The 21,701-nt window shown below is 43.7% G+C and carries 21 protein-coding genes and 3 pseudogenes; 8 read left to right on the forward strand and 16 right to left on the reverse strand.

Annotation, left to right across the window (positions count from 1 at the left end; all coding sequences use genetic code 11):
- The first annotated feature begins 38 nt into the window (after nucleotides 1-38).
- Nucleotides 39-416, forward strand: coding sequence for a hypothetical protein (locus H6G03_RS26640; RefSeq protein WP_190471156.1), 378 nt, complete (start codon nucleotides 39-41; stop codon nucleotides 414-416).
- 40 nt (nucleotides 417-456) lie between these two features.
- Here H6G03_RS26640 and H6G03_RS26645 read toward each other — a convergent pair whose 3' ends face one another.
- Nucleotides 457-3,585 (reverse strand): CHAT domain-containing tetratricopeptide repeat protein, encoded by a 3,129-nt coding sequence (locus tag H6G03_RS26645; protein ID WP_190471159.1) that lies wholly within the window; start codon nucleotides 3,583-3,585, stop codon nucleotides 457-459.
- 399 nt (nucleotides 3,586-3,984) lie between these two features.
- Between H6G03_RS26645 and H6G03_RS26650 the strand changes: the two genes are divergently transcribed.
- Nucleotides 3,985-4,464: a hypothetical protein gene (locus tag H6G03_RS26650; RefSeq protein ID WP_190471161.1), complete on the forward strand. Its 480-nt coding sequence runs from the start codon at nucleotides 3,985-3,987 to the stop codon at nucleotides 4,462-4,464.
- Between the two features lie 329 nt (nucleotides 4,465-4,793).
- On the opposite strand, the gene H6G03_RS26655 is transcribed toward H6G03_RS26650, so the two are convergent.
- The 9 genes from H6G03_RS26655 to H6G03_RS26695 all read right to left on the reverse strand — a co-directional run bounded on the left by H6G03_RS26655 (nucleotide 4,794) and on the right by H6G03_RS26695 (nucleotide 11,139).
- Nucleotides 4,794-5,021: a hypothetical protein gene (locus H6G03_RS26655; RefSeq protein ID WP_190471163.1), complete on the reverse strand. Its 228-nt coding sequence runs from the start codon at nucleotides 5,019-5,021 to the stop codon at nucleotides 4,794-4,796.
- 13 nt (nucleotides 5,022-5,034) lie between these two features.
- The gene (locus tag H6G03_RS26660; RefSeq protein ID WP_199315500.1) at nucleotides 5,035-5,715 is read right to left on the reverse strand and encodes a DUF6753 family protein; all 681 of its coding nucleotides are present in this window, start codon (nucleotides 5,713-5,715) and stop codon (nucleotides 5,035-5,037) included.
- Nucleotides 5,705-6,703, reverse strand: a complete 999-nt coding sequence (locus H6G03_RS26665) for a hypothetical protein (RefSeq protein WP_190471166.1) — start codon at nucleotides 6,701-6,703, stop codon at nucleotides 5,705-5,707. The genes H6G03_RS26660 and H6G03_RS26665 overlap by 11 nt, the downstream gene beginning before the upstream one ends.
- Before the next feature lie 2 nt (nucleotides 6,704-6,705).
- A complete protein-coding gene (locus H6G03_RS26670) occupies nucleotides 6,706-7,641 on the reverse strand; it encodes a nucleotide-binding protein (RefSeq protein ID WP_190471168.1) in 936 nt (311 codons plus the stop codon).
- A 53-nt stretch (nucleotides 7,642-7,694) separates the two neighbouring features.
- Nucleotides 7,695-8,117, reverse strand: coding sequence for a hypothetical protein (locus tag H6G03_RS26675; protein WP_190471171.1), 423 nt, complete (start codon nucleotides 8,115-8,117; stop codon nucleotides 7,695-7,697).
- Entirely contained in the window at nucleotides 8,110-9,228 is a 1,119-nt protein-coding gene (locus H6G03_RS26680; protein ID WP_190471175.1) for a ParM/StbA family protein, read from the reverse strand. Before H6G03_RS26680 ends, H6G03_RS26675 begins: the two co-directional genes overlap by 8 nt.
- Nucleotides 9,225-9,428 (reverse strand): hypothetical protein, encoded by a 204-nt coding sequence (locus tag H6G03_RS26685; protein ID WP_190471177.1) that lies wholly within the window; start codon nucleotides 9,426-9,428, stop codon nucleotides 9,225-9,227. Before H6G03_RS26685 ends, H6G03_RS26680 begins: the two co-directional genes overlap by 4 nt.
- A gap of 518 nt (nucleotides 9,429-9,946) precedes the next feature.
- Nucleotides 9,947-10,633, reverse strand: coding sequence for a nucleotidyl transferase AbiEii/AbiGii toxin family protein (locus H6G03_RS26690; protein ID WP_190471180.1), 687 nt, complete (start codon nucleotides 10,631-10,633; stop codon nucleotides 9,947-9,949).
- Nucleotides 10,630-11,139 (reverse strand): hypothetical protein, encoded by a 510-nt coding sequence (locus H6G03_RS26695; protein WP_190471183.1) that lies wholly within the window; start codon nucleotides 11,137-11,139, stop codon nucleotides 10,630-10,632. Before H6G03_RS26695 ends, H6G03_RS26690 begins: the two co-directional genes overlap by 4 nt.
- Before the next feature lie 125 nt (nucleotides 11,140-11,264).
- Between H6G03_RS26695 and H6G03_RS26700 the strand changes: the two genes are divergently transcribed.
- Nucleotides 11,265-11,729 carry a plasmid mobilization protein gene (locus tag H6G03_RS26700; protein ID WP_199315501.1) on the forward strand — a complete coding sequence of 155 codons (465 nt, stop codon included), beginning with the start codon at nucleotides 11,265-11,267 and terminating at the stop codon, nucleotides 11,727-11,729.
- The gene (locus tag H6G03_RS26705; RefSeq protein ID WP_190471186.1) at nucleotides 11,710-13,107 is read left to right on the forward strand and encodes a relaxase/mobilization nuclease domain-containing protein; all 1,398 of its coding nucleotides are present in this window, start codon (nucleotides 11,710-11,712) and stop codon (nucleotides 13,105-13,107) included. The genes H6G03_RS26700 and H6G03_RS26705 overlap by 20 nt, the downstream gene beginning before the upstream one ends.
- A 64-nt stretch (nucleotides 13,108-13,171) precedes the next feature.
- On the opposite strand, the gene H6G03_RS26710 is transcribed toward H6G03_RS26705, so the two are convergent.
- On the reverse strand, nucleotides 13,172-13,567 hold the full coding sequence (locus H6G03_RS26710) for a hypothetical protein (RefSeq protein ID WP_190471189.1): 396 nt from the start codon (nucleotides 13,565-13,567) through the stop codon (nucleotides 13,172-13,174).
- 691 nt (nucleotides 13,568-14,258) lie between these two features.
- Nucleotides 14,259-14,447, reverse strand: a pseudogene (locus tag H6G03_RS26715) (hypothetical protein); the annotation flags it as partial.
- Between the two features lie 107 nt (nucleotides 14,448-14,554).
- Between H6G03_RS26715 and H6G03_RS26720 the strand changes: the two are divergent.
- Nucleotides 14,555-15,463: a cation diffusion facilitator family transporter gene (locus H6G03_RS26720; protein ID WP_190471191.1), complete on the forward strand. Its 909-nt coding sequence runs from the start codon at nucleotides 14,555-14,557 to the stop codon at nucleotides 15,461-15,463.
- Between the two features lie 143 nt (nucleotides 15,464-15,606).
- On the opposite strand, the gene H6G03_RS26725 is transcribed toward H6G03_RS26720, so the two are convergent.
- From H6G03_RS26725 to H6G03_RS26740, 4 genes and pseudogenes are all read right to left on the reverse strand, one after another.
- Entirely contained in the window at nucleotides 15,607-16,545 is a 939-nt protein-coding gene (locus tag H6G03_RS26725) for an RNA-guided endonuclease InsQ/TnpB family protein (protein ID WP_322111980.1), read from the reverse strand.
- Nucleotides 16,476-17,633 (reverse strand): annotated as a pseudogene (locus H6G03_RS26730) (AAA family ATPase); the annotation flags it as partial. The gene H6G03_RS26725 and the pseudogene H6G03_RS26730, both read right to left, overlap by 70 nt.
- Nucleotides 17,634-17,726: 93 nt before the next feature.
- Nucleotides 17,727-18,686, reverse strand: a complete 960-nt coding sequence (locus tag H6G03_RS26735) for a ParB/RepB/Spo0J family partition protein (RefSeq protein WP_190471200.1) — start codon at nucleotides 18,684-18,686, stop codon at nucleotides 17,727-17,729.
- Complete coding sequence (locus tag H6G03_RS26740) at nucleotides 18,676-19,290, reverse strand: ParA family protein (protein ID WP_190471203.1); 615 nt, start codon at nucleotides 19,288-19,290, stop codon at nucleotides 18,676-18,678. Before H6G03_RS26740 ends, H6G03_RS26735 begins: the two co-directional genes overlap by 11 nt.
- Before the next feature lie 179 nt (nucleotides 19,291-19,469).
- On the opposite strand from H6G03_RS26740, the gene H6G03_RS37580 reads away from it, so the two are divergent.
- From H6G03_RS37580 to H6G03_RS26760, 3 genes and pseudogenes are all read left to right on the forward strand, one after another.
- The gene (locus H6G03_RS37580) at nucleotides 19,470-19,889 is read left to right on the forward strand and encodes a hypothetical protein (protein ID WP_206756648.1); all 420 of its coding nucleotides are present in this window, start codon (nucleotides 19,470-19,472) and stop codon (nucleotides 19,887-19,889) included.
- A gap of 22 nt (nucleotides 19,890-19,911) precedes the next feature.
- Nucleotides 19,912-20,793: a phosphotransferase gene (locus H6G03_RS26755; RefSeq protein ID WP_190471209.1), complete on the forward strand. Its 882-nt coding sequence runs from the start codon at nucleotides 19,912-19,914 to the stop codon at nucleotides 20,791-20,793.
- 225 nt (nucleotides 20,794-21,018) lie between these two features.
- Nucleotides 21,019-21,701: pseudogene (locus tag H6G03_RS26760) on the forward strand (photosystem II q(b) protein); the annotation flags it as partial.

Raw genomic sequence — 21,701 nt, forward strand, 5'->3', positions numbered from 1 at the left:
ACAATTTGATTCTTCTCCAAAAAGGAGTAAATTATTCCATGTTTAACAGCAAATTTGTAGCTACTTCTGCTCTGTTGGCAACCACCATTTCTACTTCTTTAGTTACTTTACCAGCACTGGCTAATTCCGGGGGAATTTTTCCCGATCGCACAACAGAAGCCTCCCAGCAAAATACATCTACAGTCCTAATTGCCCAAACCCGCCGAGCTTTCACTGTCACGAAAATTTGGCCTTCTTCGATCTACGTCAAGAGTTCTGCTACGGGCAATGTGTACGAAGTTTATTATGCAGGTCGTATCGGCGCGGAAGTTGGTGACACGGTTACTGTCATTGTCAATAGCGATGATAAGTGGATTACTATCATCAACGAACGCACAGGTCAATCATCAGCAGTAACCAGCGTCAATCGAGTGTAAATATTTCATTCAGGGCGTAGTAGAAATTTGAAAAACCTTCTTATTTCCACTCGCCCTGAAGAATAAAAGCTGCCCAAGAATAAGGTTCGCGTTTCTCTTGCCACATCGATATTTGTGCCGCTCTCAGCGCTGCTGCGGGTGGCAATTTTTCTTGCAGCATTTTGTGATAAAATCGAGTCATTAGTTCAGCTGTAGAATCATCCCGCACACTCCACAAACTCACCATTACGCGACTAGCACCAGCATACATTAACCCTCTTGTCAAACCTACCAAACCCTCTCCTCTAATTTCTTTACCCAGTCCAGTTTGACAACCACTCAAAACGATTAATTCAGCTGGCAAATTCAAATTAAAAATGTCTGGTGTCATCAGTAAACCATTCTGAGGTTCACCTTGTCGATCGACCAAAGATAGGACAATTCCCGATAGTTCTGGATGCAGCGTGTTGAAAAAGCCGTGCGTGGCGAAGTGCAGAACGCGGTACTGGCTCAATTGCGGACTGGTAGCGGTTTCGCGAGAAGCATCAAAATCGAAAGCTTGGAAGCGATCGCTCTGAGGCACCAAAGCTAAAATTTGATTGGCTTCCCGTTCTGTTCCTGGCAACCGTCCGAATAGTGACACAGCAGCACCCTCATCTAAGCCTCTAGTCATCTGTCTGAGTTGGGATGAAGTAGTAGGTGCTGCTACCTGTGCATGACCTTTAACACGTGGGTCATCTTGAGAAAAAACCGGATCTGCCAGCACTGCGACAGCTTTCGGGGCAGGTAGACGCTGGGCTGTGTCGCGCCGGATCAGAGCTAGAGTAGATGCAGATGGCAAGTTAACGATTTCATGTTCCACCAATAAGGGCTTAACCTCATCAGTCGGATTTGCTTTAGGTAAAGACAAAGCACTGAAAGGGATGTATTGCAACGTCCCATCACCCACAATAATTAAACGTTTCTGTCCTAATTCTCCGGCAACTGGCCCCAAAACCATCTGGCTGAGAGCAGCTGTAGCTGCTGCTGCCTTTTTGGGTGTCGTTCTCATCATGCTGGGATTAATCAGAAAATTATAGACTTGGTTGGCTGCTGTCTCTATTTCAGCCTGTTTGGGCAGTACATAAGTGTTAATAGTCGTGGGTGTAATTGCCCATAAATAGCTGCGTTCTTCACCCAGCCAGTAGGTTAAGAGTATAGTGTTAGTATCTACTACCTGTTGCTGAATTTCTTTGAGGGTGAGGGGTTGAGGTTGTGTCAAAGCGGCATAGCGCGGATTTTTAGCACGGATCTGAGTTTCGACTTCTTGCAATTGCGTCTGGAGATCTGCAATTTCTTTTCTAATTGCTTCCTTTTGTTCTTCTGTGGGTTGACTTTTAAATAGTGCGAGTTGGTATTGAGTTCGTGCAGTAAGTTGCTGTTGCAATTGGCGTTCTTTATCCCGCAGTTCTGGATCTACACCTTGGCGGATATTTGCACGCCCCTCATTTAGAAGTTCGAGGAGAGTTCGGGCGCGGGCGCGTTCAGTTACTTCAAATGCTGCTTTATCGTAACCTGTGTTGGGGTTTTGCTGATGCAATGACATTAGGATGTCAATGTAGAGTCCATAAGCGCCCTGCACTGTAGCAAAGTAAGAGGCGCGGAGGTCTGGATTAGTAACTTTGATGCGTAGCGATTCAATAATCTCAATCGCTGCTTTGGTTTGAACTAAGGCTTGGTTAAGATTTTGGCGAGTAAATTCAACCTCACCAATGTCAATGAGTGTAGATAGTTCCCCACTACGATCGCCCACCATTTGCCATAAGGGCAGTGCTTGATTGTAGTAGTCCAACGCCCGTTGTTTTTCACCCAAGTTATTGTACACTCTCCCGATGTTGTGGATAGTATAGGCGGAGCTACTGGAATCTTTCACCTCATTACTCAGTTGCAACGCTTGCTTGAAGTAGTCAAGTGCCTTTTGTTCATCCTGTAAAAGGAGATAAATATTGCCGATGTTATTAAGGGTAATGGCTTCACCAGCACGATCTCCTACTGCACGTCTTAGGGTTAGAGCCTGGTTTAAGTAATTTAATGCCTTTTGCTTTTCCTGAGAACTTATGTAAACCGTGCCAATGTTACTAAGAATAGAGGCAACTCCAGCACGATTGCCCAACCCCTGCCACAGCGGTAGCGCTTGATTAAAGTAGTCGAGTGCCTTCTGTTTATCTCCTAGAGTGTTATAGACAATACCAATGCTATTGAGGGTAACGGCTTGTCCATCACGATCTGCTACGGCCTGTCTTAAAGTTAAAGCCTGGTTTAAATAGTCTAATGCCTTCTGCTTCTCACCTAAACCATTATAGATAACGCCAATGTTGTGGAGAGTAGTAGCTTCTCCAGCACGATCGCCTACTGCCCGACTCAGCGGCAGTGCTTGATTAAAGTAGTCAAGTGCTTTCTGATTATCCCCTAAAGCATTATAGACTTTGCCAATGCTATTGAGAGTAATGGCTTCACCAGCACGCTCGCCTATAGCCCGTCTTAAAGTTAAAGCCTGGTTTAAGTAGTCGAGTGCCTTCTGATTCTCACCCAAAAATTGGTAGACTAAGCCGATGTTATTGAGAGTTAAAGCTTCTCCAGATTGTTCCCTCACAATACGCCAGATTGGGAGTGCCTGCTCGTAGTAGTCTAGCGCTTTCGCTTTCTCACTCAAATCAGAGTAGATTTGGCCGATGTTGTTGAGAGTTAGAGCTTCTCCCTTGCGTTCTCCCACGACACGGAAAAGTGGAAGTGCTTGCTCATAGTAACTTAGTGCTTTGTGCTTCTCACCCAAATCGGAGTAGACTTGACCGATGGCTGTAAGCGTAATAGCTTCCCAAGTACGATCCCTTACCTTCTGCCACAATTGGAGGGACTCTTCATACTTCTGAAGAGCTTGACGCATAGCTTCTGGCGTTTTTTGTTGATGCAATAGCATAGCTTCTGCAAAAGCTTGTTGAGCAGCGCGATCGCTTTCTGACAAGCTTCCCCCCTGCTGTTGAGTCAGCTTTTCCGGTACAGACTGCGTTACCGAACTATCTCCAGACGAGGCTCCCACCATTGCCCCCGGTGACGACAAAGCGATCGCAACGCTCAATAAAACCATACTGGGACGACTAACCTGAGCCAATAAACCCCATCCCTGCCAGCGCTGTTTGATTCGCCAAGCCATGATGCTACCTCTGTTTTTCTGGGAAGAAAAGCCTTGATTTACAGTTATTTGCTTTATTATTCCCAAAAATGCTCCCCTCAGAACGGGGCTACTCAACCCTAAACGCGATCGCTCTTACCTGCTGGTACTCAATTTGATAGTAATAGAGGCTATCCGATAACCAAGTGGAAAATGCGATCGCCTAAATTCTCAGAATTTTACATATTTGATTAAACCTCTCCCGATAGTTAAGTGTAATGAACAAAGATATTTGAAAGATGCCCAGTTAAGTTTATTGACTTTTGACTGGGTATTTAGAAAACTTTTTGTTCGTTTTTCAGATGTAAAACTTAATCTGAACTGTCCCAATCTTATTTTTACACCGCCAACATTACCAATTAGATTCTGAGGTACAAACAAATGGTTTACCAAGCTCCAAAAAATATAACCCAGTTGCTTATTCCGTTTACTTTAGTTAGCTTAGGCTTATTTATCCTGACTGGTTGTGATAGCAAGACAAATCCTAACGACCAACCCTCATCCAACATACCAACATCAGAAGAATCATCACCCATCTTATCCGAACCTCTACCCAGACCCTATAACCCCTTGGGAACTTGCCCCTATAACATTGTCCACCTCAAAGAAGAGCTAGCCGAAGCATCTTCTAGAGTCCTTGGTCACTATGTAGGTAACATTCATCTGAATACTGATTTATCCATAAAAATCGATCTAGCTCAGCGAGCTAGCGAAGACCCTCGTTGTGCTGAAGAGGCGAGAATTCAGCAACTTCCTCAAATGGTAGTATCGGCTCAACAAGCCCTAGCAATTGGTCAAAAGAACTTGGAAAGAACAATGGAATCTGTACGTAAATTACAGGAAAATATGCCCAGCTTTTAAAGCTGTTATAAGCTTGAAATTATAGAGATAGCAATCTAACTCAGCTTTTCGTCTATCTTGGATTAATCACCGGTTCTCTAGACTAACGTTTTGATAACCAAAAATCCCACAAAAACCTTTCTCAGTACACCGAAGATTTTGGCGATCGCAATTATCGTTCAAGTATTCGATCTGCAATAAAACCACTACTAAAAAATTGAAGCAGCAAAGTTTGTCTAACTTTAAGTCAAGATTTCACAAGTAGTTAGATAAAATTGATAGTCGATAATTTAAAAATTATCGACTATCAAATATTTTAGTAATCTTACCAATAATATTAGTGTCGCTCGCTAAACACTCAAAGCAACCAATGCCACAACCGCAACTATGACCCTAACAAGATCTGGAAGATCCACACCAGGACAAATCCCGATCGCAATCAACCCAAACAAACAAGTTTGCACTGGAAACGAAAAAGCCATAATTATTGCCAAAATCCCCATACTAACGGCCAAAATCCATCCACAAGCAGTTTGTATTTTTAAGAGCAGCCGCATGAATTTAGTTTCTTTTTTCATCTCAATTCCTCCTTTATCGTGGCGTTTTAACTCTCAACAAGCAATATTCAGATATTGCTGACTTTCCCTTTTCCCTAGCAACCAAGGACTGTTGTGCGGGTAATTTAGTACAGTTAAAATTGGTCAAACTTTCCGAATTCCAGGTGACGATATTTCTTCCCAATTGCCCGTCAGCACTCTTAGCCCAACGCAAAGTTTCGGCATCGTCAAGGGTAATCTTCTGCCCCGGTGCATATCCACCACCCAGCCATAATGGTACTGACAAACCTAACAGCACGCCAAAGCCCATCGCTGCCATCAGCAACCCCATCGCTGGTAACATTATTTGTAAGCGCGATCGCTGTTTCGATTCGCAATGTGCGATCAATCGGTTTACCATCTGGCGAATTTCAATTTCCTGCCCCTTAGTAGCCGTGCGTTTCGCATTCTCCAAGTATTCGTGAATGGCATCACTCCACCTGTCGAATAAAGCACCGAGTTCCTTTGGTTTATCCTCCAAAATCACCTGTAGCTGTCCCGTACCCAGCATAATTAAAAACAATGGATCATTAGCACTAATGCCGTATTGTTTGGCGATTGCTAGCACCCGTTTCTGATATTCTGAATCCTTCCCTACCAACAGTTTTACCAAAGCTGGCAGTTCTTCATCTAAAACCGGAGCATCTCGATTGGCTTCTTTGATGTTAATCACCATATTCAATCCCCCTCCTCTTGGTTGGAATATTGCTGACATTGGTATCGTTGATATCAGTTATAAATTCAACTGCTGACCGCTCGAACGATTCCTGACGCAATTTTTCTTCTAAAAAAGCGAAACAGCTTGCATCGGTAGTATTCAACTCTTTAATTACTTCGCCTGTTAAAGTAGCCGACAGTAAGGTATGCCCATCCTCATCAGAACGCAACAAAAAGTAACCCTCTTCTACATTAATCGTTAGTTTTACATGAGGGATAACTTCAACCTCTGTTACTTTTCGCTCCAGCCATTCTTCTACCACCAAATCAATTAGACTATTTTGCCACCAAACACGCTCTCTTTCATTTACTATTATCCCTGGAGGTGGCGATATTAAAGGTAACATCGATACAGGCTCATCGTCATATTCCTCGAAATCCGAAAATAGTTCATCCTCATCAAATTCATCAAACGGTGCTTGTATGCTTAATTCAGATTCGCTAGCCAGCAAATCGGTGAATAATTGTAATCTTCCCATCAGATTGGCAAAAGTAGTTGGATCTAGTTGAGGATTGAATTTGTTGCTTTCTTCCGTACTATCGTCATCTTCATTGTCATCGCTATCAGAGGGACGATTGCTAACCTGCATAGATAGCGGTATGTCATCCTGTACGTTTTGCAATAGCATCTGTACTGTCGAATATTCTTCTGCTAATGAAGTATCAAAAACCCAGTCGAATACTTCATCCATTGAAGTATATTCCCAACTTGGCAGTAAACTCAACTTAGGTGAAATACTCCATTTGTCATCCTTATTAACGTGACCCGATACTACTTGACCCGTAGAAGCAATCAAAAACCATTCTGAGGTTATACCCATACCATTCAAGCTGGGGTCTTTAGTCGGAAATATCCAAAGCCGTCCCAGGTAAGAATCGCTATTGAAAACATCGGCATTTTTAACGAAAACACCATCTGTAATTGGCACTATTTCGTATCCAGTCATCGTCATCGTCCTTTTTTATTGGATTTAGTATTAGCAGGTTGTTCCAGAGCTTTTGGCGCAGAAGAATCAGATGGAGCGTTTGGTATAGTTATGGATAAGCTATCCGATGTATCAGCCGCAGATGAACTACCTGAAGAAGCATCGAAAGAAGTTGCAGAGATAGCCGATACTTCATTACTTGACTTTGCTGCAAATTCTAATCCCAAAAAACTAGATGCTTTTTTCAGTTCTTTTTCAAACTCTTCCAACCAACGAAATGCTCTAGAACGATTGGTAAAGGTAGTATTGCTAGAATTAGCTGCCTCACTAAACGTCAAATTTTCTCTGTCGATGAAATCGTACATTTCTTCGTACAATTCTGGCATCTTTATTTCGATACCGCCTGCTCTTTCAAATGTTTTTTTCAATTCGCTGTTAGTCCAACGAGTAAACTTTTTATCTTCTCCAAAGAACAAATTGAGAACGGCTACATAGTCTATATCCTGTTGGCGTTCGCTGCAATATTCCATTAATTTTTCCAACGCATCAACACTGTCTTTAGTGCGGGACATTACCACTACCATCGTGATGCGATATTTTAATATTCTGGCTTGCTCGAACAAAGCTAATTCTTTTTCCATCTGCTCGAATGCTTCGCCACTCGTACCCGGTAAATCTACCAAAACCACATCCGGTTCTTCGTCATGTAAATCGTTGAGTAAAGCATCGTATTCGCCAATCTTGAAAATGTTGATTTTCTTAACTGGAAGATTATTGTTGTTATAATACCGATACAGTTGTGCCGACCTTTCATCAGCATCGAAAGCCAAACAGTTTATATTGAGTTTGCGGTAAATTTCTAGCAATCCTCTAGCGCAAGTAGTCTTTCCCACACCGCCCTTTTCATTGAAAGTATAGACCATCCGTTTGGATGGAATTCTATTGCCTGTTGAAAGCATTGGAAAACTCCTTTTGGTAATAACGTAGTTAAGTAAAGCGCTATACAAGCTATTTAGCTATTAGCAGCTTCATCGTAGATTTCTCGCTCTACCATCATTCCTGACAAATCCCATGTCTCCGTCAATGGTTCATCTTCTTTTGCCAAATCTTGCTGGGGAGAATAAATAGTTTCTCCTAAAAACAAAGCAACCATTTGTCTAACATCTACTCCTTGCAGCGCACACAAATATCTAAATTGCTCCATTAGCCCGCGCAGGCTATCCATTGCTGCTAGCTCCAACGTTTCTTTGCCGCAGCTACCAGAACTTTTTAGCGCAGGTAACATATAGTAAGCTGTTAAAGCATTGAGGATCGTTTCTGTTTTGGTTCGAGTGGGATGCAAGTCGCGGTTTTGGACGTACCTCAGTAAAGCAGCAAGTGCGGAATTTGAAGAAGATTTGTAGCGCCATTTGAAATCAAACAATTCATCAGCCACCTGTCGCTACCTCCTTTTTTATTCTTTCCTTCAAACAAGCGGCGTGATATTCTGAGAGCGCCCACACATCGGCAAGGCGGCTGCCCAAACCAAAGGAGTCAAATTCAGGGGGTATTTTTACTTCACCGTGCCACACCACAGTAGTTGTTTTTACCGCCTGCATGAGTTCGTCTCGCAAATAATCAGCCGTTCCGCCACCCACGATAATTCCCGATAGTTCCCCAAAGGGCGGTAGCATTTCTTTTAGCCAAGACATTAGCGCGATCGCATACTCAGTCCTCGCTTCTTTGACAGCAGCGATGATTTTCTGTACCTGGACGAGTTGTTGTTCTCGATCGCAGATAGAAACCAAATTCACAAAATGCTGAGGTTGCGGATTGTTTCCAGCAATAGCGATCGCATTCAGCAGCGCGACAGAATTTAAGCCGGACGTGCGCTCAAGTACCAATTCTATCATCCGGGCCATACCCAGGTTGGTTGTCTTGCCCTTATCCAAAACCCCGCGACTCGATAGTAAAACGCTGGCATTGCGATAGCCAATTTGCACGATGCCTACATTCCAGCGTTTCAAAAGTTCCGGTCTTTTTTGACGATACATCATGTAGATGCCAGAACCTTCTGGAAAACATTCGTACCGCACGAGGTTTACGTTCATAGTCCCCGTAGGCGTTGAGAAAGAAGCAAGCGCATCCTTAAGCATTGATTTGAGCAATGCTGCGTCTTCAAATTCCCCCGGTGGCAGAAGCAGCATCAGCGATAAATCAAACTTGTCCGGTAAGTGCAATTTCTGCTGCATCACCCATGCGGCTGCCAAAGTTTTGTAGACGGCGAGTTCGTATTTTCTGGGACGCAGTGAAGGGGATGCTAAGAAAAGCTGTGCCAAGTATCCTACAGCTCGATAATCTTCGCCAACGCCCACCCACGCTAAATTTTCTGGATGAGTATTATTCAAATTTTTCTGCGTTTTTTCCTGCAAAGACGAGGATGGCACTTCAATTACTTGCGGTTCCATATACAACACGCACTTCGTATCTTTGTGATGGGCGGCTCCTTTCGTTCCGCTACCTCCAAAATCCAAAGTTAAGCCAGCTTTTCTACTTGTTCTGCTCATTGTCTGTTAAATTGAACATTTGCAATTGTTGGTGTTTGGACGCTCTGGGCATGAAACCATGAAGAATTAGCTTCTTCAATTACTCCGGTTTCTACATATTGGGCGCACTTAGTATTTTTATGATGCGTGATTGACTTTTGGCTACAACCTCCCCAATCTAAAGTGAAAATTAAATTGTTTTTTTTGCGTGTTCTGCTCATGTTGCTTTTTCCATAATTCGTTAATGCGATCGCTCCACAAGTGCATCAGCCATATCGCCATGCCGTCACGATAGTCTCGCAATCGCTTTAATCCCTAAGTTATCAAGCAATCCCAATCAAAAAATATGTCTTGGGTATTTATTCCAACTATCGCTTTTGGCGTAAAAGCGCCCCTTTGTTGCTAAAAATGCCGCCCCCAGTAACATCGAGCGCTTGAAACGAAAATGCCAGGGTACTTTATATTTTTTTTAGCATTATCGGTTGCGCTGACTTGCCATAATTGTTTTTTCCCCCTCTTTTCCCCAAGGGAATTATGGGGGAATATTAGGGGAAAGTAAGCACAAGTGCCTATTTTCTTCCGTGCGAGTTTTCCCCACTTTTTCCCCTGCGAAATCTTGGTCTTCTGGGGAGCAAGCAGTGGCGGGATGTACATCTCTTCCTTCGTAGAATAATCAGTCGCCGCCACAGCTTGTTGGGGGATACCCCCAAACCCCCGCCTGTTTATTGGTAATAAAGTTTTATGCTAAGTGAATCAGCCTTTCTATTCGTTCCCGAACCAATCTACCCCGGCCTGCATTTCTAGCCGCAGGGGAAAGAAAAGCTGGTATAACTTCCCAAATTCCTTCTCGTTCACTTCTAAACCATGCTGATAAAAACTTCCTTACCTCAGCATCAGCTTGTTGCACTTCCACTTCTAAACGGTCACATCCGTCTAATAGCGCTACGATGTCTTCAATATCTGCACTAAAATAAAAACTTCTCTGCCCTCTCCCGATAAAAGCTTCTATTTTTGATGCCAGCAAATAAGGCACCGAAAATATTTGAATAACTTTTCCGTTTGGAAGTTCGTAAGCAATAGAATTTGCTATCCCCGGTGTATACCAACGATTGGAAAATCCTAACACTGACTCATCACAAGGCATCACATCAACTGTAATATCTTCATATCGCCAGCGACACAATGGCGCACCTGGGTCTGTACTTTCTTCCAGTCCAAGCGATCGCAGTAATTCTGAAAATTGATAATATTCAGTACGAGAGGAAATTTCTACCACACAGTCTACATCATCTGTAGGTCGAATATCGGGGGCGGAAACATCGTCCAAGTAAAGTGATATCGTCGCACCTCCAGTAAACACAACCGTCTGCGGCACATCAGCCAGGACAGCAGCCACCTTTTGGAGCATATAAATCTGTTGATTCATGATGCCACCAACCTTCGTTCTAACTCCTGTTGCGCCAAACGTTGTTCTCTCACTCGCCCCACTCGAATTGCATCAATTAGACTCAGCAATACATAAAGTTGGGGGTCATTTTTTGCTGCTATTGGCACAGAACGGTACAGCGGCTCAATAGCCTGTCCCCTTACTTCTCCAGTTGGGTCAGGCCAAACGTAGGCATCAGAAGGGTCAACTACCAACAAGCTTTTCAACGGTTCTGCCGAATGTGCGGTAGGCAGTCCCCGCGATGTGGGGCCAGGTTGTCCGGGGTAGACGTATTTTAGTCCGTGGATAAGAAACTCCAGCAAGGCGTGCTTGAAAACTTGACGGTTTTCAGCATCGTAGAGACGGCTGATCGAACATCTTTTCAAAGCCGCATGAACTTCTGACGCACTCATCCCTACAGTGGAAGCCAGCGTGCTGTACGTCCATTCGTCCTTTTGCAGGCTGTGAACTTTCAATAAAACGACTATATCTTGCGGTTTGAGCATTTAGTTTTGGTTAAAGCGATCGCTCTAGTTCCATTCTATATTTGCGAATCACGAATAGCAAATAAGTTTGTTGCACGTTCAAAACGTATCGCTAAAGCGATAGAACCGTACATCGCTTTTGTTAGATGCTCATCTTTTCAGCCAAGGGACAAACTATAAGGACGTTTCTGTTGGCACTCTCAATGGCAGCCAAGCTCAACCAAAAAACCAAACAGCGCACCATCCAATTCAAACTAATGCTTACTTCAGAAGAAAAGGAAGCATGGGCAGCTATTGCCTCAAAAGCTGGCTTAGACATTTCCGAATTAGTCAGGCGAAGAATGGCAGGCTATCGGATTCGTACCGTTCCAGAAGCCAACTGGCAGTGTTACTGGCAACTGCTGAAAATTGGCACTAATATCAATCAGATTGCTAAAGCACAAAATACTGCACTAGCAGATGGAACGATTCCACCTCCAATCGACCGTATTCCCTTTGAAGATTTGCTTCGACAAATTGACCGATTGCGCTTGCATTTGATTTTAGGTGCCGATGATGAACCCTCTGAAGATGATTTGATGGAGGAAAGCGATGATTGGGAAAATTGGTAAAGGTAAGGGTTTCGCTGGCTTAACTAAGTACATTTTAGAAAAAGAAGAAGCCGAACTGCTTTGCACTAACTTAGCTGGCGAAACACCACAAGATTTCTACAGGCAATTATCTGCTACCCGCCAATTCAATACGAGAGTGCAATCTCCCGTATCCCATATCAGTATCAGTTTTGCACCCGATGAAAGACCTGCCCAGGAACAGTTAAAGCAAATTGTAGAAGGTACGCTGATCCGAATGGGTTTTGATAAAAACTTGTACTTTGCCGCCACCCATAGCGATCGCAATCATTTTCACTTGCATATTGCCGCATCCCGGATCGATTCTGATGGAGAATGCGTTTCTGATTGGTGGGATAAGCGACGGTTGGAGAAGGCACTCAGAGGTTTAGAGGAAGAATTTGATTTAACACCAGTAAAGAGTTCCTGGGAAGTCAATCGCGCTGCACCCTCTACGGGACAGAAACGGCGGATGATGCGCGAGGAGAAAGAATATTCAGAAGGTAAGCGAGATACACCACCCCAGCTTCCTGTTATCGATAAGATTCAGGATGAGATAGAAAATACGATCGCACATAGTAAAAATTTTACCAACTACGTGAAAGCGCTACAAGAAAGAGGAGTTTCAGTTGCAGCAAAAGTCACGCGAGAAGGTGTGGTAGATGGACTGCGGTACGAAATGGAAGGAGTGAGGTTTACAGCTAGCAAACTCGGTCACGCACAAAAACCTACTATCCTTGGACTGCAAAGACAGGGAATCAGTTTTGAATTAGAAAGAGATGCTGCGATGCTAGCTAAAATTGCATACAGTAACAAAAAAAGGGATAACAGGTCACCTGCAACGATAGAAAAGCTGATTAAATCAAATCCGGTCAATCGTAATTTAGTAATACCTCCAAATCATCATTTAGGCAACGGGCAGAGTTATCCACCTACAACTGACACACCCAATAAATTAATGCCAGCTATGATGGAAACTCTGCCTGGAAACTCCGAGCCAATTTTTACCCACTATTGGCAGGAAATAAATTCACTCCTCAACGCCAGCGAAATTTCTCCAGCGATTCCTGCTAATAGGGAATTGTGGGAAAAGAATATGCTCTTTTCAGCTACCCTTGGGTTGCAAACAGCTAATATTAGTAGCCATCCAGATTGGCAGATTGCAACATTTGGCGAACGATATCATGCACTCCATCACTTACCAACTCAAATGCTGATAATTGCCGAGCCAGGACAAGATACACAAATCCGGTATGCTGCTAAAAAGGGTTGTCAGCGACTGGCTTGTAATTTCAGTGAAGCGGAGAAACAAGTTTTCGTCAATCAACAAGAAAACTCTAGCCAACTCAAACAAAAAACACATCAACAATTAGATCTGTAAACTGCCTCTTGACTATCTTGATACGATTTCTTTCGCTTTCGTGAAAAGTATTAGGCAGCCATCCTTATCGGGAATCACCATCAGTTTTGGGTAAATAATCAGCTAGTAACTCCTCCCCAAACTCAGTCATCAAGTTACCCTTTTTACGCTGGTTCAAATGCTGCCAGTATTGAGCTACTGCTGACAGGGGAATCATGTTAGTTACGCAACGATTTTGCATCTTCACTTTCCGGGGGTTTTCTCCTGTCTCTCTTAAAAAATTCTTCACTTTTACAGGTGGGTTTTTAACTGCCACTTCTGCTTGCCGTAAAGTCATCGCTATTTCTCCGTTTTCCAGGTTATAGGTAACGATTTTCAGGTATTTGTTATACAGCTTCCTTCGCCCGATCGCCCTGAGTATCTCTGGTGGATTGGTGGGTTTTTTGGCTTTCTTTCCAGTGTCGGGTTTGTTTTCTTTCATGCGGTAATCTCCTTGAAATTGGAACATAAAGCATTTGATTGACTCGCCTTCAACTTATATAAATTGAGGCTTAGCAAAAGGCAGTCACATCTGGCTGCACTAATGTTTTTCTAATATGTCAAATTTAATTTTTTACTTTGTTCGTTCTCTAGAAGGATTCCATATTTACCTTTTAATAGACTTACTATGTTTAAGTAACAATACGTAAATATTGTTAAAAAAATTTTAAAGTTTAAGTAAAGTTATAGTATATATACTTAAAAATGCGTTTTCTTCAAAACTAAAATTTACTTTTGTACCTGAAGCATAATCCAAAAAGATAGTAAATTTGTACTTAAGGAGTACTTATTTAGAAAGATTAAAATTCTGGTTATAATTACAAAAATCAGCCAAAAGTCAAGTCATCTGTCCTACGAAAAGGATGACATAGGACGGTTTTATATAAACAGAGAAAATTCTTGATGTCTCGATATTTTGTCTCGTCACTTGTGACGAAGCAAAATAAAGGGTACAACTTGAGAGGTCTTCTGAATTTTTTCCACTATATGAAACACCTCTGGCTATACGAAAACAATGACGCAGGCTATGTCCTGACATTAATAAAAAAATCTAGTTGCTACAAAGCCTAAGAATCAGATTTCTTTTTAGGATGGTTCCCCCTCATCCACTTCCAAAGAAGTGGGAGCAGTTACCCCCTCCCGCGTTCAGATAAGCTCTCTAATGCTGCGGCTACTTGCAAGAGTTGGTCAGTGGATGGCCCAGTTGAGAAGGCATCCACCACTTGCAGCTTGCCTGTAGTCAAGGTTCCGGTTTTATCAAAGGCGATCGCCCTAACCCGCCCAATCCGCTCCAATTGCGCCCCGTTCTTAAACAAAATGCCTACAGGAATTGGTTGATTTTTCCATAATCCGTCACAGACCTTAGATAGTCAAAAAATTGCAGTCACCAAAATACTATTATGCTAGTTAAGTCAGGCAAAAACTTTCGATGAAAAGCAAATCTGCTCGATTCTATACGATTCTTTCCATCGGGGCTGCACTGCTGACGATCGCGCTCAAAGCAGGAGCCTACTTTCTGACTGGCTCGGTTGGTCTACTGTCAGATGCCGCTGAGTCTGTCGTGAACTTGGTGGCAGCAGTGGTCGCAACCTGGGCTGTTACTTATGCCGCTAAGCCGCCCGATGAAGAACATTCCTTCGGACACTACAAAGCTGAATATTTTTCTAGTGGAGTAGAAGGGGCATTGATTTTGGTGGCAGCAGCAAGTATTGCTGCTGCCGCTTGGGAACGGTTGCTACATCCACTGCCCCTAGAGCAATTGAGCATTGGATTAGGGCTATCTCTCGTTGCCACTGCCGTCAATGGTGCTCTAGCCCTGGCAATGCTAAGAGCGGGTAAGCGTTTGCGTTCGATTACGTTGCGGGCAGATGCCCATCATCTCCTCACAGATGTATGGACTTCAGTAGGGGTGATAGTGGGATTAATTTTGGTGCCAATTACACATTGGCTGATTCTCGACCCCATTATTGCGTTCATTGTGGCTGCTAATATTGTCTGGACTGGAGTGAAATTGTTACGTGAGACAGCTTTGGGGCTACTGGATACCGCGATGCCGATTCCAGAACGTGGAGTTATCACGGATATTTTGACCCGTTATGATTCTCAGGGCGTTCAGTTTCATGCTTTGAGAACAAGGGTAGCAGGGTCACGTCGCTTTGTCTCCTTGCATGTGTTAGTCCCCGGAGCCTGGACAGTCAAGCAGGGACACGATCTCTGTGAAGAGATCGAACTGGCAATTGTGCGAGCGCTCCCTGGAACTTATATCTTCACCCACTTAGAGCCTTTGGAAGACCCAACATCTTGGGAAGATCGACAGTTGGATCGATTCATTCAATAACACACTATCTAACAAAAACAACAGTTGTTGACCAAGGTAATGTTTGATGAAGTAAGTGGCGATTGAACAACTCTTGAATTTTTTCAAGTTCTTTTTGAGATAGAGTTTGAGCTAAACGCATTGCTAAAGTGGGACGAAGAGAATTAGAAGTAAACTACCCACACTGACCCTCGATCGGGTACAGTGTGGGCTTTTAGTAGCCCTGAACTATCTACACTGAGTACACAGCATAAACAGTTCGAGCCTCTGGGCGAGTTTACAAGATTCACCCCAATAGCAGCAATATTTTTACTACCATTAAAATCAGCGTCACCACTCCAAGAGCAAGCCTCATTAATACATTTGAAGCGCTTGTCAGAACGCAATCCAATATGTAGGCATTGATGGCAAGTTTGACTTGTCCAAGCTGGAGGAACAGCAATTACTTCTACTCCAAATTGAATGCCTTTATATTCCAAAAAAGAACGCAATTGATAGAAAGACCAAGAGTTAGAACGTCTACGCTCTGTCTTACTTCTTGGCAATTGAAGAGTTCTTTCACGAATACCCGTTAAGTCTTCAATTGCCACTACCGCATGATTTTTTAATGCGGACTGAATAATGGACTTGCTAATGTTGTGGTTTAGCCATTGTTGAAATCTTCTCTCCTTGCCCGACAACCGTTTCAAAATCTGCCTTGCCCTGCGGCGAGTAGACCTTGTGCCTTTCGTAGCTTTTTTCTGGAGAGATGCCCTCACTCTGGAAAATTTGTCTCTAACATCGTTGATTTGCTTCCCATCCCACTTATCACCATTGCTAGTTACAGCAATGTCACGACGACCAAAATCAACACCAATCACATTATTAGATTTGATTGGCGTTGGTGCTGAGTCTTTAATTTGAATGTGGATGTAGTAGTTACCGTCACGATGTTTACATAACTGTGCTGATGTAGGTTTTCTGCCTTTTAATTTACCTCTTTGATAATTACCAGCATCAATTTTGATATGTTCCCTGCCATTTATTAATGAAAACGTTCTGGAAAAATTTGCACACTTAAACCAACAGACAAAAAAGCTTTCTGCAAATCTACCACGTCCCAATTTACCATTGTATCTGAAGAGTCTGCATAAATTGCTTCTTCCGCCATCACCAACCTTTCGTACAAATCAGCATCAATTTGTTTGTCTTCTAGCCAACGATAAATACGTTGTGTATGACGCGGTACGCTTTCCGCTAATACTAGAACACCTGACTTTGGTATTAATTTAGCTAATTTCTGTACGGCAATATTTTTATCTGGTTCTTGCGTTAGTAAGTTGCGTCCGATAATGTAATCAAATCGTACATCAGCAGCAGAAGCTGCTAAAACATTTGGTAATTCTGCTAAAGTCGATGCTACCACGAACGGACGCCTTAATTCTGGTAGCGCAGCTGCTTGTTCTTCTAACGCTGATGCTTCTTGTGAATTACGAACGCAAGCATAAACGCCACCTTCTGGTACTTGACGGACGGCTTCCCAAGTAAGTAAACCGCTACCTGCATTCAAGTCAAGTATTACATGATGTCGCTGGATTTGAGTTAAACTAAAAATCCGATCGCTTATTCTTCCCAATTGTTCTCCCACTTGAGACAAAGTACGCTGCAACCATCGTTCGGTTGCTCTATCAGTTGTTCCATAAGTCAACACTTCTGTTGGCGCTATCCCCACACCTTCTACTGAAGCAGTTAACTGTGCTTCTCGACGACGCGCAACACTTGAAGCAATTCCACCTTCAAATCCTTGTTGAGATGGCTGATAAAATACCTGTCCCTGCAAACTAGCAGGTAAATATTGTTGAGCTACCCAATGCTCGCGATAAGCGTGAGGATATATATAACCAACACCATGACCGAATCCTTTGTTATCGCGATTAGCATCTTTCAAGTGTGGTGGTACTTCTGCTTCTTTCTCTTTTTCCACTACAGATAAAGCATCGAAAAATCCCATCACGCTATTTGATTTGGCGGTATTTGCTAAATATAAGGTAGCTTGTGCTAAATGATAGCGTCCTTCTGGCATTCCTACTCTATCAAATGCTTCTGCACAAGCATTCACTACTACTACCGCATTGGGGTCAGCTAGTCCTACATCTTCGCTCGCTAATATCAACATTCGCCGAAAGATGAAACGTGGGTCTTCTCCTGCATGTGCTTCAGAAAAAGCAAGTTGGGGTTGATTTTGTGCGAAAGAGTCCATTGCTTCATAGTAGCTATTTTCTCTTTGGCTGTTAACTCATTGCAATCATTGCAACAAATTTTCCAATTCACCAAGCAACTTTTCTAGCCTCTTTTGTTTCTTCGGATCGTGCCAAACCTTCGCTTGCTTGATAGCGCGAGTGACGCTCGTCAAGCGCTCCGATAAATTGGGCGATTGCTCCTTCCCTCCTTTGGCAGGGCGCATTTCTCTGACTCGCTGACGAATTTCTTCTACTGATAAGTTAGCTTCAATCGCTTCATTTAAAAGTGCCTCCTGCTGCGAAAGGGATTTGAGTTTGAGAATTTCGTTAACCTTAGTGTATTGCAATTTTCCTTGACGCAACACCTGCTCGATCGATCTGGGGAGTTTGAGTAAGGGCACTCGATGCTTGCGAAAACTTTCTGGAGTCAGCCTGCCAACTAAGTTAAAGACATCCTCAACCACCTGCCAATCTGAATTACGGACAACGTTGTCCGTAATTCCGCGTTTCTGATTAGCAGCAAGGTTTAGCAAGCTAACAACTTCCTCTTGGGAACTCTCCAAATTTCGCATCAGCATTCCCATGATGGCTTGGGTTTCCTCCCAAGCATTCAAGTCTGAGCGCTGGAGGTTACTGATCGCCTTGATATCAAGAGCCGTATTGTCATCCACATCAAAAATACAAACTGGCACCATCTCCAATCCTGCCATGATTGCACTTCGCCAGCGCTTCTCTCCTGCTAGCAGATCGTATTCACCATCGCTATTGGGTTTGGGGCGCACCGTCAGCGGGTCAATTACGCCAATTTCTCGCATTGATGCTGCCATTTTGTTGAGTTCCATCTCATCAAAATAGCGGCGAGGCTGATCGGGATCGGGGTAGATTTTGTTTGGCGGAACTGATACTACACCCGATAAAGTATTGTTAGCTGTTGGCAGTTGTTCTACTTGAGCATCGGGTAGCGGCGAACTTTCCTGCCGTATGGTTTGCATTAAGCCGTGAAAGCGGTTTGGTTTATTTGCCACTGAAAATTTCCTTACCAATTGCTTGATAATCGCTCCATGCTATTTTGGCACGCCGATCGTTTACTTGATGCACCAAAACACCATCATTGCCAGCTTTTTGGAATGCTACAGCTTCTCTGATTTGACCTTTGAACAAGGGAAAACCAGCTTCACTTAGAAATTGTCTGGCTTCCTCGCCTTCTCGTCTGGGTGGGGGTGAAATTCTGGTCAAGAGAATTTTGTATTTATCGGTTCCCAAAGCTTTGAGCAATTCTACAGTCTGAATTAAAGCATCAAGGGATAGGGTATCGGGTGTTGTCGGTAACACCAATAAATCGCAGCCATCGACAATTTCCTTCAAGTCTTCTTCTTCCGCCCGTGCTTCTGTATCAATAACGAAATGGTCACACCCCTTGCTATAACGAGCCGATTGATTGACCCCTGCTACTTTGAAAGGTAATGATTTTCCATTTGCGATGCCACGCTCTGCCCAACGACTAGCAGAACGGTTAGGGTCGCCATCAATAAGCAAAGTTTGTCCTAGTGTTTGCAGGCAAGCGGCGATATGAATGGCAGTAGTAGTTTTGGCTACACCACCTTTAAACGATGCAGTTGTAATAATCATGTTGGTAGTGTTGCAGATATCAATTGGGGCAACTGGATTGGAGCGAATTTTTTGCTAACCGTTGGCATTGATTACTTGATTGGCTTATAGTATCCATTAGCTCGAACTATTTATGCAAGTACTTCCCCAAAAATTTCAAAAGCATACCCAATACAATCAGCAGCCTGATAGAGCCAATTTTGGGGATTTTAGGCTCTGGGTCAGCGACGGCAATTGATTTTGGGGGGAGGCGTTGCTTTTGCGATCGCATTACTCCTCATTTCCCTGAGCCATCACTTTTACTGGTTATTAGCTGCGTTTGTGCTGTTTTACCCAGCCTCTGGCTCTTTTGTCAGTCTTTCCCAGGCGACGCTAATTGGCAAGAGCCAATTAGCTTCTTGACAGGGATTCTGGAACAGGGAGTAGAGTTAGGAATATTTAGAAAAATTGATGTTGGGATGACAGCGCTCCAGATTATTGGGATTTGCACGTTTTATGCGAATTCTTACGAAAATATGAAACATTTAGAGTTAGAGCAAGATTTTTTCAGTCAGGCAGCGATCGAGCGATATAGTGACGCATCAGTTCAACTGGTTTTGAGTGGTGTTCGAGAAAAGTAGTTTGATGAGGTAATTAGATATCATGGCAACTTTAGATCGATTTAGTCATTCTACTCTCACAGCACAAGCAGTCGCTGCTGCGGTTTCTGTTGCTTCGGCTTACGATATTAAAGTAGATGACCCTCATATTCTGGCTGATGCTTATTCGCTGCGAGTTCATCTGCGACCTGCGCCAATTGTTGCTCGTATCAGTACTATTACCCCCATATTGCGAGCGCCGATCGAGTCCTGGTTAGCGCGTGAGATTTCCGTAGTAGAATTTTTGGCATCGCGCGGCGTTCCGGTGATTGCTCCGAGCGATATTTTACCTGCTATTCCTTATCAATTTGACGGTTTGTTCATGAGTTTCTGGCGTTATGTTCAACCAGCTTCTGATGTAGTTCCAGAAGCTGCGCTTGTCGCCGAAATGCTAGCCGAATTGCATACTATTCTACGCGATTACCCAGGCGAACTACCTTTTTTAGCACCGCCTCTCAACGATATTCCAAATGGATTAAAGCGGCTTTATCAAGCCTCAGATCGACTTCCCGAAAGCGATCTGAGGCTGTTGCAAACTACATATGACGATCTATTATGTCAGATAACTTACTCAGATGATTCTTTACAACCCTTACACGGAGATGCCAATGCTTCTAATTTAATTCCCACTGTGGAGGGATTGCTGTGGAATGATTTTGAGGATACTTGCATTGGTGCGATCGCTTGGGATTTGATTAATCTTGATGATGCAGCTAGAGCAGCTTATCCAAATGCCCCTGATTCGGCTACGTTAGAGCCATATTTCAAGCTGCGACAACTACACGCGATCGTTTGGGTTTATGCTTTGCTGCCAGAGTTTTCTGGATGGTTAGAACCTGCTCGAATGATGCTTGATGCTTTGCGCGATCGAGCAAATATTGGATGAGAAACTGAACTACTGGCGTACAAGTCGAAGAGCTGTGCGCTGAGTTGTTCAGTTCGAGGCCAACTTTTCCTTTAACTCACAGATCGCGCCGCACCCCACCCATTAGCTCCACTTATACAACCCATAAAAAACGCTACGACAACAATATCTTTACAAACCTTAACAACCTCCCCCATAATAAAAGCATCATACGAACCTCGAAAAATACATAGCAATCATCCAATCATGACCACCACCATTCAACAGCGCTCCAGCGCCAACGTCTGGGAACGGTTCTGCGAGTGGGTCACATCGACCGAAAACCGCCTCTACATCGGCTGGTTCGGCGTCCTGATGATCCCCACCCTCTTAACCGCCACTACCTGCTTCATCATCGCCTTCGTCGCGGCTCCTCCAGTAGACATCGATGGTATCCGCGAACCCGTAGCAGGCTCCCTGTTGTACGGCAACAACATCATCTCCGGTGCTGTTGTTCCTTCCTCTAACGCCATTGGCTTGCACTTCTACCCCATTTGGGAAGCAGCCAGCTTAGATGAGTGGCTCTACAACGGTGGCCCCTACCAGTTGGTGATTTTCCACTTCCTGATCGGTATCTTCTGCTACATGGGTCGTCAGTGGGAATTATCATACCGCTTGGGTATGCGTCCTTGGATCTGCGTAGCATACAGCGCACCTGTATCTGCTGCCACCGCAGTATTCTTGATCTACCCCTTGGGTCAAGGTAGCTTCTCTGATGGTATGCCTCTGGGTATCTCTGGAACCTTCAACTTCATGATCGTGTTCCAAGCAGAGCATAACATCCTGATGCACCCCTTCCATATGCTGGGTGTAGCTGGTGTGTTCGGCGGTAGCTTGTTCAGTGCGATGCACGGTTCTCTGGTAACTTCTTCTTTGGTTCGCGAAACCAC

Origin of the sequence: Aerosakkonema funiforme FACHB-1375 (genome assembly GCF_014696265.1) — a bacterium.
GTDB classification, from domain to species: domain Bacteria; phylum Cyanobacteriota; class Cyanobacteriia; order Cyanobacteriales; family Aerosakkonemataceae; genus Aerosakkonema; species Aerosakkonema funiforme_A.

Coding starts and splice junctions, on each gene's coding strand:
- H6G03_RS26640 (WP_190471156.1), top strand. CDS start 39: ATGTTTAACAGCAAATTTGTAGCTACTTCTGCTCTGTTGGCAACCACC.
- H6G03_RS26645 (WP_190471159.1), bottom strand. CDS start 3,585: ATGGCTTGGCGAATCAAACAGCGCTGGCAGGGATGGGGTTTATTGGCT.
- H6G03_RS26650 (WP_190471161.1), top strand. CDS start 3,985: ATGGTTTACCAAGCTCCAAAAAATATAACCCAGTTGCTTATTCCGTTT.
- H6G03_RS26655 (WP_190471163.1), bottom strand. CDS start 5,021: ATGAAAAAAGAAACTAAATTCATGCGGCTGCTCTTAAAAATACAAACT.
- H6G03_RS26660 (WP_199315500.1), bottom strand. CDS start 5,715: ATGGTGATTAACATCAAAGAAGCCAATCGAGATGCTCCGGTTTTAGAT.
- H6G03_RS26665 (WP_190471166.1), bottom strand. CDS start 6,703: ATGACTGGATACGAAATAGTGCCAATTACAGATGGTGTTTTCGTTAAA.
- H6G03_RS26670 (WP_190471168.1), bottom strand. CDS start 7,641: ATGCTTTCAACAGGCAATAGAATTCCATCCAAACGGATGGTCTATACT.
- H6G03_RS26680 (WP_190471175.1), bottom strand. CDS start 9,228: ATGAGCAGAACAAGTAGAAAAGCTGGCTTAACTTTGGATTTTGGAGGT.
- H6G03_RS26685 (WP_190471177.1), bottom strand. CDS start 9,428: ATGAGCAGAACACGCAAAAAAAACAATTTAATTTTCACTTTAGATTGG.
- H6G03_RS26690 (WP_190471180.1), bottom strand. CDS start 10,633: ATGAATCAACAGATTTATATGCTCCAAAAGGTGGCTGCTGTCCTGGCT.
- H6G03_RS26695 (WP_190471183.1), bottom strand. CDS start 11,139: ATGCTCAAACCGCAAGATATAGTCGTTTTATTGAAAGTTCACAGCCTG.
- H6G03_RS26700 (WP_199315501.1), top strand. CDS start 11,265: ATGCTCATCTTTTCAGCCAAGGGACAAACTATAAGGACGTTTCTGTTG.
- H6G03_RS26705 (WP_190471186.1), top strand. CDS start 11,710: ATGATTGGGAAAATTGGTAAAGGTAAGGGTTTCGCTGGCTTAACTAAG.
- H6G03_RS26710 (WP_190471189.1), bottom strand. CDS start 13,567: ATGAAAGAAAACAAACCCGACACTGGAAAGAAAGCCAAAAAACCCACC.
- H6G03_RS26720 (WP_190471191.1), top strand. CDS start 14,555: ATGAAAAGCAAATCTGCTCGATTCTATACGATTCTTTCCATCGGGGCT.
- H6G03_RS26740 (WP_190471203.1), bottom strand. CDS start 19,290: ATGATTATTACAACTGCATCGTTTAAAGGTGGTGTAGCCAAAACTACT.
- H6G03_RS26755 (WP_190471209.1), top strand. CDS start 19,912: ATGGCAACTTTAGATCGATTTAGTCATTCTACTCTCACAGCACAAGCA.